The sequence below is a fragment of the Sodalis sp. RH15 genome, assembly GCF_047324255.1.
GTDB classification, from domain to species: domain Bacteria; phylum Pseudomonadota; class Gammaproteobacteria; order Enterobacterales; family Enterobacteriaceae; genus Acerihabitans; species Acerihabitans ligni.
Genome location: NZ_CP178738.1, coordinates 5,984,619 through 5,997,916, shown reverse-complemented (window position 1 = coordinate 5,997,916; position 13,298 = coordinate 5,984,619). Strand labels below are relative to the sequence as shown.

The window sequence follows — 13,298 nt, the reverse complement described above, 5'->3', positions numbered from 1 at the left end:
GGTATGAGTTTTTTTCACGCCAATCAGCGGGAAGCCCTGAACCAAAATCTGGCTGAATTACAGGGCGATATCAACGTCTCGTTTGAGTTTTTTCCTCCGCGCACCAGCGAAATGGAGCAAACGCTATGGCACTCCATCGATCGCCTGAGCATTCTTAAACCCACTTTCGTCTCGGTGACTTACGGCGCCAACTCAGGCGAGCGAGACCGCACCCATAGCATTATCAAGGATATCAAGGAGCGCACCGGCCTGGATGCCGCGCCTCACCTGACCTGCATCGACGCCACGCCGGAGGAGCTGAAAAAGATTGCCGAAGACTATTGGCACAGCGGCATCCGTCATATCGTTGCGCTGCGCGGCGACCTGCCCCCCGGCAGCGGTAAACCGGCCATGTACGCCGCCGATTTGGTGACGTTGCTGAAAAAAGTCGGTGACTTTGATATTTCCGTGGCTGCCTATCCGGAAGTGCATCCGGAAGCCAAAAGCGCCCAGTCCGATCTGATTAACCTGAAGAAGAAAGTGGAAGCCGGCGCCAACCGGGCCATCACCCAGTTCTTTTTTGATGTGGAAAGCTATCTGCGTTTTCGCGATCGCTGCGTGGCCGCCGGCATTGAAACCGAAATCGTCCCCGGCATTCTGCCGGTATCCAATTTCAAACAGCTGCAACGCTTCGCCGCCATGACCAATGTAAAGGTGCCGAATTGGATGACCAGCATGTTTGACGGTTTGGATAACGATGCTGAAACCCGCAAAATGGTCGGCGCCTCCATTGCTATGGATATGGTGAAAATCCTCAGCCGGGAAGGGGTGAAGGATTTTCATTTCTATACCCTGAATCGCGCCGATTTGACCTACGCCATTTGCCATACCCTCGGCGTGAGGCCGCAGGTCGCCGCCGAACAGACCCAGGTTTAAGTCGCGAGTCCGTCAATTCAGAACCGGGCCCCCAGTGCCCTGTTCAGATTGCTGACAAACATGCTCGGATTCAATAAGGCGGGACAGGCTGCCTGAAGAGTAAACCGTCCGCGCCAGGGATGGCGCGGATCGAGCCCCCAGGGACGGGTTCACGGCGTGTTTACGATCTGGCAGCCTGTCCCGACCGGACACTTTGTCGATAAGCTCAACCGGGCCCTCAGGGCCCGGTTTGAATTTGACGATATCTTTCTGCTAACCGGTATTGCGCATTCCCGCCGCCACGCCGGCGATGGTCACCATCAGCGCCTGTTCCACCCTAGGGTCGGGCTGTTCCTGCTGGCGCGAGCGATGCAACAGTTCCGCCTGAAGTACGTTCAGCGGGTCGGTATAGACGTTGCGCAGGGCGATGGACTCCGCGATCCACGGCAGGTCGGCCATTAAATGATCGTCATTGGCAATGGTAAGCACCACGTTGATATCATCCGCCAATTGCTTGCGCAACTGCTTCCCGAGGGGCCATAACTTCTCTTCCACCAGACGCTGGTCGTAATACTCCGCCAGCCATAAGTCCGCTTTGGCGAACACCATCTCCAACATACCGATACGGGTGGAAAAAAACGGCCAATCGCGGCACATGGCTTCCAACTCATCCTGCTTGCCTTCGTCGACGGCCTTTTGCAAGGCGGCGCCGGCCCCCAGCCAGGCCGGCAGCATCAGCCGGTTCTGCGTCCAGGCAAAAATCCACGGAATGGCGCGCAGGCTTTCCACGCCGCCGTTGGGCCGCCGTTTCGCCGGGCGCGATCCCAGCGGTAGTTTGCCGAGTTCCTGTTCCGGGGTGGCTGAACGGAAATAAGGCACAAAGTCGGGGTTTTCACGCACATAACCGCGATACATATTGCAGGAGGTGGTGGAGAGGTCGTCCATCAGCGTACGCCACTCCTGCTTAGGTTCCGGCGGCGGCAGCAGATTGGCTTCCAGTATCGCCCCGGTGTAGAGCGCCAGGCTGCTGATGGCCACTTCCGGCAGGCCGAACTTGAAACGGATCATCTCGCCTTGCTCGGTGACCCGCAGTCCGCCCCGCAGGCTTCCCGGGGGCTGCGACAGTAATGCCGCATGGGCCGGCGCGCCGCCTCGTCCGATGGAGCCGCCGCGTCCGTGGAACAGCGTCAGGGCGATGCCGGCTTTTTCACAGGTCTTGATTAGCGCGTCCTGCGCGCGGTACTGGGCCCAGGAGGCCGCCATGGTCCCGGCGTCTTTGGCGGAGTCGGAATAGCCGATCATGACCATCTGCTTGCCCTGGATAAAGCCGCGATACCAATCGATACCCAGCAATTGACTCATCACGTCATCGGCGTTATTCAGATCGTCCAATGTTTCAAACAGCGGGGCGACCGGCAACGGGAACTGGCAGCCGGCTTCTTTCAGCAATAAATGCACCGCCAGCACATCGGAAGGGGTTTTCGCCATGGAGATGACATAAGCGGCAATGGAACCCTGCGGCGCATCGGCTATCACCCGGCAGGTTTCCAGCACTTCGTGGGTCTCGTCGCTTAACTGATAATAACGCGGCAGCAAAGGCCGTTTGGAGTTCAGTTCGCGGATCAGAAATGCCTGTTTGTCAGCCTCGGACCAGCTTTCATAATCCCCCAGTCCCAGATAACGGGTGATCTCGCTTAACGCTTCGGTATGACGGGTGCTTTCCTGGCGCACATCGATACGGACCAGCTGGATGCCGAAACATTTGATACGGCGCAGCGTGTCAAGCAGCTGGCCGCTGGCAATGATATTCATGCCGCAGGCTTTCAGCGATTGATAGCAGGTATACAAAGGCTGCCAAAGCTGATCGTTGCTTTCCAGCAGATCATCCGGCGGCAGCAGGTGTTCGCCTTTTACCTGCGCGGTCAGCCAGTTCTGAGTGGCGACCAATTGCCCGCGCAGGCGCTTCATCACCACGCGATAAGGTTCCAGCACCTCGTCGCCGCCCGCCAGCGCCCGCATTTCCGGCGTGCATTCCGTCATGGATAATTCGGAAACCAAAACCTGGATATCGCGCAGGAACAGATCCGCGGCTTTCCAGCGGCTGAGCAACAACACGCGGCGCGTAATGTCGGCGGTGACATTGGGATTCCCGTCGCGGTCGCCCCCCATCCAGGAGGTGAAGCGCACCGGTACGTTTTCCACCGGCAGGCTGAATCCGAACACGCTTTCCAACTGTTCGTTCAGCTCGCGCAAATATTGCGGTACGCCTTCCCACAGGCTGTTTTCCACATTGGCGAATCCCCATTTGGCCTCGTCAACCGGGGAGGGACGGTTATGGCGTATTTCATCGGTATGCCAGTATTGCGCCACCAGTTGACGCAGCCGGCGCATGATTTGCTTGCGCTCATAATCCGCCAAATCGCTGTGGTCTAACTGTTTCAGGCAGTTATTGACTTCAACCAGCATATGGATCAAGGTCCGGCGGGCAATTTCAGTGGGATGGGCGGTCAACACCAATTCAATGGACAACGATTCCACGGCGGCGCGGATATCTTTGTCATCCAGCTCTTTATTATCTTTCAGGCGGGCAAAAACCTTACCTAATCCTTCCGGATTATTAAGGGCTTCCCCATGGGGGGAAATGGCATGAAACTGTTCCGCGGTGTTGGTCAGATTCAAAAACTGGCTAAACGCACGAGCCACCGGCAGCAGTTCGTCATTGGACAGGTTTTGCAACGTGGTTAGCAATTCCTGGCGATGCGTCTCGCTACCCGCCCGGGAGGATTTGGACAGCTTCCGGATGGTTTCTACCTTATCCAGGATATTTTCACCCATTGCATCTTTAATGGTGTCGCCCAGAAGCTTCCCGAGCATACTAACGTTGCTGCGCATTGCCGAATATTGTTCGTTCATAAGGACCCTGATCCAACTTACCTGAAAGTTTGTTACACCCGAATGACGTAGATCACCCGCCATTATCTAGCCATGTATCGATTGATTCGTCAAATGACATCATTTCACGGCATAAAACCGCGCATTCACGGCAATTCGTGAAAGTTAATTACATGGACCCTATATAAGCAATACTTATCCAACAGTATAAAAATGGCACATTTTGCACGTATTTCTTCCCTTCCGGCGCGAATCTGCCGGGCGACCAACGGTGCCGGGAGAGTTACTGCAGACAAAAATGTCGTACCACCTGGGAAATCAACTGCCGTGTCGGTTTAATAAATGCGGTATCGAGATATTCATCTGGCTGGTGCGCCTGGTTAATGGAACCGGGGCCCAACACCAGCGTAGGACAAACCTCCTGGATAAATGGCGCCTCGGTGCAATAGTTGACCACGTCGGTCTTGGTGCCCAGCAATTTTTCCACCACTGACACCAAACGGTGATCCGCCGGACATTCATAGCCGGGGATGGGCGGGTGAAGGGCCTCGATAGTCAACCGGCCCGGCCATTTCTCACTTACCGGCGCCAGTGCCTCCCCCAGCAGTCCGTTCAAATCGCTAAGGGTAAGGCCCGGCAGCGGCCGGATATCCATATGCAATTCGCAGAAGCCGCAAATTCGGTTGGAAGCATCCCCGCCGTGGATATGGCCGAGGTTCATGGTGGGGTAGGGAATTTCAAATGCGGCATGGTGATAACGCTGCTGTAACGTGTTGCGCAATAGCAGCAAATGAGAAATCGCGTCATGCATGAGTTCGATAGCGTTGACTCCGCGGCTCGGATCGCTGGAATGTCCGGATTGGCCGACGATGCGTATGGCGTTGGAGATATGGCCTTTATGGGCGCGTATGGGCTGCAAAGAGGTCGGCTCGCCGATAATGGCGCAATCCGGTCTTAACTGGCTGGATGAGGCGAAATAGCTGGCGCCGGCCATGGTGGTCTCTTCGTCGGCGGTAGCCAGAACATACAAGGGTTTTGTCAGTTTACTTCCGTCAATATCCCGCAGGGTATCAAGAATAAAAGCAAAAAAACCCTTCATATCCGCGGTGCCCAGTCCATATAGCTTGTTATCATGTTCGGAGAGGGTAAAAGGATCGCGGGTCCAGCGACCGTCGTCAAAAGGCACGGTATCGGTGTGGCCCGCCAGCAATAAACCGCCCGAACCGCTGCCGATACTCGCCAGCATATTGAATTTATTCCGGGTGCCGGGAACCGGCTGGATCTCGACCTGGAACCCCAATGCGCTGAACCAGCCTGCCAATAAATTGATTAGCGTCTGATTACTCTGGTCCAGCGCGCTATCGGTGGCGCTGATGGACGGTGTGGCAATCAGGGCACGGTACAACTCAATAAACGGGGGCAAATTATTCTTCACTGTTGACAGCCTTTGGGTTGGATAGTATCAATATTCATGCAATAATAGTGAATAAAAATACACTAACGTTGAGCGTTAAGTAAACGGATTCTTAACAGACTACTACGCTTGGCCTCGCGGGTGAACAGCCAATATACCCAATAGTTTTTGAGTTGCCGCAACTTGAACGCTGTAGGGCGAAGACGCTGGAGATCCCTTCTCGTTGTTAATATTGATTAAGAAGGTGTACATACGTCATGCTGAATACGCTGATTGTCGGTGCCAGCGGTTATGCCGGAGCTGAGCTTGCGGCCTACCTGAATCGTCACCCGCATATGAACATAGCCGCTTTGGCGGTTTCAGCGCAAAGTGCGGATGCGGGAAAACGGCTCTCCGATCTTCATCCCCAGCTCAAAGGCATCGTCGATTTGCCGCTACAGCCCCTGGGGGACGACGTGAGCGAACTGGCGAAAACCGTTGATGTGGTATTTCTTGCCACCGCCCATGAAGTCAGCCACGATCTGGCGCCGGAGTTCCTGGCCGCCGGCTGTGTCGTGTTTGATCTGTCCGGTGCATATCGAGTGAACCAGCCGGAATTTTACAGCCGCTATTACGGTTTTGAGCATCAGCACGGCGATTGGCTGGCCAAGGCGGTTTACGGCCTGGCGGAATGGCAGGGCGAGGCGTTGAAACACGCACAGCTGATTGCTGTCCCGGGCTGTTATCCCACCGCGTCTCAACTGGCTCTTAAGCCCCTGGTGGACGGGGGGCTGCTAAATGCAGAACAATGGCCGGTAATCAATGCCGTCAGCGGCGTGAGCGGGGCGGGACGTAAAGCGTCGCTGGGCAGCAGCTTTTGCGAAGTCAGTTTGCAACCCTACGGGATTTTTACCCATCGCCATCAGCCGGAAATCGCCGCGCATCTGGGGATCCCGGTAATATTTACCCCCCATCTCGGCAATTTTGCCCGGGGCATCCTGGCGACCATCACCTGCCGGCTGAAGACAGGCGTCACGGCGGAAGACGTGGCCGAATGTTATCACAACGCCTATCAGGATAAACCGCTGGTGCGGCTGTATGATAAAGGCGTGCCGGCGCTAAAAGCCGTGGTAGGCTTACCGTTTTGCGATATCGGTTTTGCGGTGCAGGGCGAACATCTTATTGTCGTAGCCGCAGAAGACAATTTATTAAAGGGAGCGGCGGCGCAGGCAGTTCAATGCGCTAACATCCGGTTTGGTTTCTCGCAAACCCTGGCGCTGCTTTAACGGCTAATAACGAGGCACAAAATAATGAATCCGTTAATTGTAAAATTAGGCGGCGTATTGCTGGATAGCGAAGAAGCGCTGGAAAGACTGTTTACTGCGCTGGACAGCTATCGCGCTCAACATCAGCGTCCGCTGGTGATAGTTCACGGCGGTGGTTGCCTGGTGGATGAGTTGATGAAAAAACTGGCATTGCCGGTAGTGAAAATTGATGGCCTTCGGGTTACGCCGGCGGATCAGATAGACATCATCACCGGCGCGCTGGCCGGCACGGCGAACAAAACCCTGCTTTCCTGGGCCAAAAAGCATGCTATCCCGGCGGTGGGATTATGCCTGGGCGACGGCGATAGCGTTAAAGTCACGCCGCTGGATGCGAAACTGGGCCATGTGGGTAAAGCGCAGCCGGGCTCACCGGCGTTATTGACGTCTTTACTGAGCGCGGGTTATTTGCCGATAGTGAGTTCCATCGGGATTACCGACGACGGCGAACTGATGAATGTCAACGCCGACCAGGCCGCCACCGCACTGGCAGAGACTCTGGGCGCCGATTTGATTCTGTTGTCCGACGTCAGCGGCATCCTGGACGGCAAAGGGCGGCGCATCGCGGAAATGACCGCGCAAAAAGCCGAGCAGCTGATTGCCCAGGGTATTATTACTGAAGGCATGATCGTAAAAGTCAACGCGGCGCTGGATGCCGCTCGCACGCTGGGCCGGCCGGTGGATATCGCCAGTTGGCGCCACGCCGATCAGCTTCCGGCGCTATTCAACGGCGTCGCCATCGGCACCCGTATTCTGGCTTGATGTATTCAAAAAATAGAATACCCAAAAGCTTTTTGAAAAATGAAGGGTATAGCGAGGGGAGTAAGACATGGCACTTTGGGGTGGACGGTTCAGTCAGGCGGCGGATCGGCGTTTCAAGCTCTTTAACGACTCGCTGAGGTTTGATTACCGGCTGGCCGAGCAGGATCTTATCGGCTCCGTGGCCTGGTCCAAAGCATTGGTGACCGTCGGTGTGCTGACCGCGGACGAACAGATCCGGTTGGAGGAAGCCCTGGCGTTTATCCTGGAGGAAGTACGCGCCACGCCGGAAGCGATCCTCACCAGCGATGCGGAGGATATACACAGCTGGGTGGAGCAGCGGTTGATCGATAAAGTGGGCGATTTGGGAAAAAAACTGCATACCGGACGCAGCCGCAACGATCAGGTGGCCACCGACCTGAAACTGTGGTGTAAAATGCAGGTTCCGGAATTGATTTCCGCTGTTCGCCAACTGCAACAAGCCTTGGTAGCCGTCGCACAAACCACGCAAGACGCGGTCATGCCCGGTTATACCCATTTGCAGCGCGCCCAGCCGATAACCTTTGCCCATTGGTGCCTGGCGTATACCGAAATGCTGGCGCGCGACGAAAGCCGTCTGCAGGATACCTTGAAACGTCTTGATGTCAGCCCGCTGGGCTCCGGCGCGCTGGCCGGTACCGCATATCCCATCGATCGCGAGCAGTTGGCGGATTGGCTGGGGTTCGCCTCTGCAACTCGAAACAGCCTGGACAGCGTATCCGATCGCGATCATGTACTGGAGCTCTTGTCGGATGCCGCCATCAGCATGGTGCATCTCTCGCGTTTTGCCGAGGATCTGATTTTCTTCAACTCCGGCGAGTCCGCGTTTATTGAGTTATCGGATCGCGTCACATCCGGCTCCTCCCTGATGCCGCAAAAGAAAAACCCGGACGCCCTGGAATTGATCCGGGGCAAATGCGGCCGGGTGCAGGGTGCGCTCGCCGGCATGATGGTCACCCTTAAAGGATTGCCGCTGGCCTATAACAAAGATATGCAGGAAGACAAGGAAGGGTTGTTCGATGCCATGGATACCTGGTTGGACTGCCTGCATATGGCGGCATTGGTCCTGGACGGCCTGCAGGTCAAACGCGAACGCTGCCGGGAAGCAGCCCAGCAGGGCTATGCCAATGCCACTGAGCTGGCCGATTATCTGGTTGCCAAAGGCGTGCCTTTCCGGGAAGCCCACCATATCGTCGGTGAGGCGGTAGTGGAAGCGATAAAGCAGACGCTGCCCCTGGAAGAGATGCCGCTGGCGGCGTTGCAGGCATTCAGTCCGGTCATTGCCGACGATGTCTATCCGGCGCTTTCATTGCGTTCCTGCCTGGATAAGCGCTCGGCAAAAGGCGGCGTGTCCCCGCGGCAGGTATCATCCGCCATTGACGAAGCGCACAAGCGCCTTGATGCTAAATAACCTTCAGTCCCTTAGCCTGCTCGACCGGACACATCGTCAACCCTCTCGGCGGGCGTGAGCCCGCATAGACAACCTCAAGCCGGCTGCAGCAGATAGCTTTCCAGCTCTTCGCTGCCGCCGATATGGCGTCCGCCAATAAAGACCTGCGGTACCGTGGCGCGTCCGGTCATGGCCCTAAGGCTTACGGTAGTAGCGTCTTTGCCCAAAGAGATCTCCTCATACTGAATGTCGTGGTCCTGCAGCATCTGCTTGGCCTTGGCGCAGAAGGGACATCCCGGCTTGGTAAAGAGCGAGACTGACTCCTGGACTTTACATTCCGGCGCCAGGTAACACAGCATGGTATCGGCGTCGGAGACCTCAAACGGGTCGCCGGGTTTGTTTGGCTCTACAAACATTTTTTCTACAATGCCATCCCGTACCAGCATGGAATAGCGCCATGAGCGCGGCCCAAATCCCAAGTCGGCTTTTTCAACCAGCATCCCCATGCTTTTAGTGAATTCGCCGTTGCCGTCGGGAATAAAGGTGATATGCCCGGCGTTTTGATCGGCTTGCCAGGCGTTCATCACGAACGTATCGTTCACGGAAATACATAAAATACTGTCCACACCATACTGATGGAATAGCCCGGCCAGCTCATTATAACGAGGCAGGTGGCTGGAAGAGCAGGTGGGAGTGAAAGCGCCCGGCAATGAAAAAACGATGACGGTTTTGTTTTTGAACAGATCGTCTGAAGTCAAATCGAGCCAATTGTCGTCCTTGCGGGTGTGAAATATTACCTGCGGCACGGTTTTACCTTCACGGGCATTTATCATAGAAACTCCATCGATAAAAAGGAAAAAAAGATTAAACAGCATGTCATACTGCGTTGGGGTTATTATTGATATTTACTATTGATAGGTATAATCGTTGATTGCTATCCTATCTATCGACGCGAACTATCGCGGATTGGAGGATGTTAATGAATATTCGCGACCTTGAGTATCTGGTGGCCTTGGCGGAGCATCGTCATTTCCGACGAGCCGCCGATGCCAGCCATGTCAGCCAGCCCACACTGAGCGGCCAGATTCGGAAGCTGGAAGACGAGCTAGGCGTTATGCTGCTGGAGCGCACCAGCCGCAAAGTGCTGTTCACCCAGGCCGGACTTTTGCTGGTGGAGCAGGCCCGGACGATATTGCGTGAAGTAAAAATCCTGCGCGAGATGGCCAGCCAGCAGGGGGAGTCCATGTCCGGCCCGTTGCATATCGGCCTGATCCCCACTGTCGGTCCCTATTTGCTGCCGCATATTATTCCGACACTCCATGAGACTTTTCCAAAACTGGAAATGTACCTGCACGAAGCTCAGACCAGCCAGCTATTGCTGCAATTGGACAGCGGCAAGCTCGATTGCGCGATCCTGGCGTTGGTTAAGGAATCGGAAGCCTTCATCGAAATTCCGCTGTTCGACGAGCCGATGCTTTTGGCCATTTATACCGATCATCGCTGGGCGGATCGCGATCGGGTACCGATGTCCGACCTGGCGGGGGAAAAGCTGTTGATGCTGGAGGATGGGCATTGCCTGCGGGATCAGGCTTTGGGATTCTGTTTCCAGGCAGGCGCCGATGAAGACACCCATTTCCGGGCCACCAGTCTGGAAACCCTGCGCAACATGGTGGCCGCCGGCAGCGGCATTACCCTGCTGCCCGCGCTGGCGGTACCCAACGAACGTAAACGTGACGGCGTATGCTATCTGCCCTGCTACAAACCTGAACCGAAACGCACCATTGCCTTGGTATATCGTCCCGGTTCGCCGCTGCGCGCGCGCTATGAACAGTTGGCCGAGTCCATTCGCGTTCATATGCAGACCTATATGGGCACCAACCCGCTAAAAGAGGCGGTTTAATCCATTCAAGGCCGCGACCCGATAGGCTTCCGCCATGGTGGGGTAATTGAAGGTGGTATTCACGAAATAATCGAGAGTATTGCCTTCGCCCTTTTGTTCCATAATGGCCTGGCCGATATGGATGATTTCGGCTGCGCGCTCCCCGAAGCAATGGATGCCCAGGATTTGCCGGGTATCGCGATGAAAGAGAATTTTCAGGCTCCCCACGTTCATCCCGACAATTTGCGCCCGCGCCAGATGTTTGAACTGCGCTCGTCCCACTTCATAAGGAACTTTCAACATCGTCAGTTCCTGTTCGGTTTTGCCCACCGAACTGATTTCCGGGATGGTATAGATACCGGTGGGAATATTTTCAATCAACTGTACGTTGGCCTGTCCCTTGATGATGACCTGCGCCGCGATGCGTCCCTGATCGTAGGCAGCGGAAGCCAGGCTCGGATAGCCGATGACATCGCCGACGGCATAAATATGCGATATGGCGGTCTGATACATGCTGTTGACCTTGATCAGGCCCCGGCTGTCCGCTTCCAATCCGATACTTTCTAGCGCCAGCGAGTCGGTATTACCGGTACGGCCATTGGCATACAGCAGGCAGTCGGCACGCATCCGTTTTCCTGACCGGAAATGCACTTCAACGCCTTGGTCGGTGCCTTCAATCTGTTCATATTCTTCATTGTGGCGAATCACCACGCCGTTTTCCCAGAAATGGTAGGAAAGCGCATCCGACATTTCCTGATCGAGGAAGGCCAGCAGCCGGTCGCGGGTATTGATTAAGTCGACTTTAACGTTCAAGCCCCGAAAAATTGACGCGTATTCACAGCCGATAACCCCGGCGCCATAGATAATCACGTGCTGGGGATCGTGTTTTAAATCCAGAATAGAATCGCTGTCGTAAATGCGGGGATGATTAAAGTCCACGTTTTGGGGGTGATAAGGCCGTGAGCCGCAGGCAATGACAATATGGGCCGCGCTGAACGTTTCAGCCGAGTTATCCGGATAGCGGACCTTCACCGTATGGGCATCGACAAAGCTGGCGTCACCGGTAATGATCTGACACTGGTTACGTTCATAAAACCCTTGCCGCATGCGTATTTGCTGCTTGATGACCATATCGGCGTGATGGAGGATATCGGCAAAACTGGCCCGGGGCAGATGGGCGCTGCCGCTGTATAGCGGGTTTTGGTTGAATTCGATAATACGGCTTACCGCTTGACGCAGTGCTTTAGACGGGATCGTGCCCCAGTGGGTGCAACCGCCGCCGACGCTGTTATAACGTTCAATCACTGCGACGCGGGCGCCCTGTTTGGTTAATCCCATGGCGGCACCCTCGCCGCCGGGACCGGAGCCAATAATAATGGCATCATAATCGTATTCTGATTGCATTCGCGTCAAACCTGTCATTATACAAATTCACAACGTTAATGTAACATTGTAGCCCGAATATCCCAACGCCCGAAGGCTTTTTCTTATTCCAGTTGTTAACGGACGCAGGCTAGGGCGTTTTTGGAAAAATTCAGATTTTGTATCAACGCGGTTGCAACAAATTTTGATATAGTGGTTTTTTATGGGTATTGAGGGCTGGACTGAATTATGGGCGTCAGAGCGCAACAAAAAGAGCGGACCCGACGTTCTCTTGTCGAAGCGGCGTTCAGCCAATTAAGCGCCGAACGCAGTTTTGCCAGCCTGAGCCTGCGTGAAGTCGCCCGTGAAGCCGGCATCGCGCCAACGTCTTTTTATCGCCATTTCCGCGATGTGGATGAGCTTGGCCTCACTATGGTGGATGAAAGCGGCCTGATGCTGCGTCAACTGATGCGCCAGGCGCGACAGCGCATTGCCAAGGGCGGCAGCGTCATTCGCACCTCGGTCGCCACCTTTATGGAATTCATCGGCAATAATCCCAATGCTTTCCGCCTGTTGCTTCGTGAGCGGTCGGGCACCTCCAGCGCTTTCCGCGCCGCCGTCGCCCGCGAAATCCAGCATTTTATCGCGGAACTTGCCGACTATCTCGAAATCGAAAATCATATGCCGCGCAGCTTTACCGAGGCCCAGGCCGAGGCCATGGTCATCATTGTCTTCAATGCCGGCGCCGAGGCGCTGGATGTGGACATCAAAGAGCGTCGCGAACTGGAAGAGCGCCTGGTATTGCAGCTGCGAATGATTTCAAAGGGGGCCTTTTACTGGTATCGCCGGGAGCAGGAAAAAGCGGCCGCCCTTTCTCTTGATGAAAGCAGGTAGGTGATATGACGAACAAACCCCTCGGAGAAAAAGGAATATTAGTCCTGGCATTGATCGCCGGCTTATCCATCAATGGCGCCTTCGCGGCCATATTCAGTTCCATTGTGCCCTTTTCCATTTTCCCCATTATAACGTTGGTGCTGTCGGTGTACTGCCTGCATCAGCATTACCAGGATCGCGCCATGCCCCAGGGATTTCCTTCTCTGGCCGCGGCGAGTTTCCTACTGGGTCTGTTGCTTTATAGCGCCATTATCCGGGCGGAGTATCCGGCCATCGGTTCCAATTTTGTGCCGGCCATCCTGGCGGTAGTGCTGGTGTTTTGGATCGGACGAAAATTAAAACGGCTAGACCGTTCTGGTGAGGACCAGGATTTTTAATCAGCATTACGCCTTCCATAGCCATTAACTATGCAATTTCAGTTACCTATAAACCGGGTAGTGTCTACTAGAAACCATAGAACATATATCAAAGCAT

Annotated in this window: 11 protein-coding genes; 7 read left to right on the top strand and 4 right to left on the bottom strand. The window is 55.1% G+C overall.

Annotated features, from left to right (window positions below; translation table 11 throughout):
- The first annotated feature begins 3 nt into the window (after positions 1 to 3).
- On the top strand, positions 4 to 915 hold the full coding sequence (metF, locus tag ACL2XO_RS27090) for a methylenetetrahydrofolate reductase (protein ID WP_132924388.1): 912 nt from the start codon (positions 4 to 6) through the stop codon (positions 913 to 915).
- A gap of 252 nt (positions 916 to 1,167) precedes the next feature.
- Here metF and ppc read toward each other — a convergent pair whose 3' ends face one another.
- On the bottom strand, positions 1,168 to 3,807 hold the full coding sequence (gene ppc, locus ACL2XO_RS27085) for a phosphoenolpyruvate carboxylase (RefSeq protein ID WP_413741947.1): 2,640 nt from the start codon (positions 3,805 to 3,807) through the stop codon (positions 1,168 to 1,170).
- 262 nt (positions 3,808 to 4,069) lie between these two features.
- Positions 4,070 to 5,221 carry an acetylornithine deacetylase gene (argE, locus tag ACL2XO_RS27080; protein ID WP_413741946.1) on the bottom strand — a complete coding sequence of 384 codons (1,152 nt, stop codon included), beginning with the start codon at positions 5,219 to 5,221 and terminating at the stop codon, positions 4,070 to 4,072.
- 236 nt (positions 5,222 to 5,457) lie between these two features.
- On the opposite strand from argE, the gene argC reads away from it, so the two are divergent.
- From argC to argH, 3 genes are all read left to right on the top strand, one after another.
- Entirely contained in the window at positions 5,458 to 6,465 is a 1,008-nt protein-coding gene (argC, locus tag ACL2XO_RS27075; protein ID WP_413726039.1) for an N-acetyl-gamma-glutamyl-phosphate reductase, read from the top strand.
- A 21-nt stretch (positions 6,466 to 6,486) separates the two neighbouring features.
- A complete protein-coding gene (argB, locus tag ACL2XO_RS27070; protein ID WP_413743012.1) occupies positions 6,487 to 7,263 on the top strand; it encodes an acetylglutamate kinase in 777 nt (258 codons plus the stop codon).
- A 67-nt stretch (positions 7,264 to 7,330) separates the two neighbouring features.
- Entirely contained in the window at positions 7,331 to 8,710 is a 1,380-nt protein-coding gene (gene argH / locus ACL2XO_RS27065; RefSeq protein WP_413741945.1) for an argininosuccinate lyase, read from the top strand.
- A 74-nt stretch (positions 8,711 to 8,784) separates the two neighbouring features.
- On the opposite strand, the gene ACL2XO_RS27060 is transcribed toward argH, so the two are convergent.
- Positions 8,785 to 9,522 (bottom strand): glutathione peroxidase, encoded by a 738-nt coding sequence (locus tag ACL2XO_RS27060; protein ID WP_413741944.1) that lies wholly within the window; start codon positions 9,520 to 9,522, stop codon positions 8,785 to 8,787.
- Positions 9,523 to 9,668: 146 nt separating this feature from the next.
- Between ACL2XO_RS27060 and oxyR the strand changes: the two genes are divergently transcribed.
- Positions 9,669 to 10,589 (top strand): DNA-binding transcriptional regulator OxyR, encoded by a 921-nt coding sequence (gene oxyR, locus ACL2XO_RS27055; RefSeq protein WP_132924402.1) that lies wholly within the window; start codon positions 9,669 to 9,671, stop codon positions 10,587 to 10,589.
- Here the strand turns inward: oxyR and sthA are convergent.
- A complete protein-coding gene (gene sthA, locus ACL2XO_RS27050) occupies positions 10,572 to 11,972 on the bottom strand; it encodes a Si-specific NAD(P)(+) transhydrogenase (protein WP_132924404.1) in 1,401 nt (466 codons plus the stop codon). The genes oxyR and sthA overlap by 18 nt on opposite strands.
- A gap of 207 nt (positions 11,973 to 12,179) precedes the next feature.
- On the opposite strand from sthA, the gene fabR reads away from it, so the two are divergent.
- Together fabR and ACL2XO_RS27040 are read left to right on the top strand one after the other, a co-directional pair.
- The gene (gene fabR / locus ACL2XO_RS27045) at positions 12,180 to 12,824 is read left to right on the top strand and encodes an HTH-type transcriptional repressor FabR (RefSeq protein WP_132924406.1); all 645 of its coding nucleotides are present in this window, start codon (positions 12,180 to 12,182) and stop codon (positions 12,822 to 12,824) included.
- 5 nt (positions 12,825 to 12,829) lie between these two features.
- Positions 12,830 to 13,201, top strand: a complete 372-nt coding sequence (locus tag ACL2XO_RS27040) for a YijD family membrane protein (protein ID WP_132924408.1) — start codon at positions 12,830 to 12,832, stop codon at positions 13,199 to 13,201.
- The last annotated feature ends 97 nt before the right edge of the window (positions 13,202 to 13,298 follow it).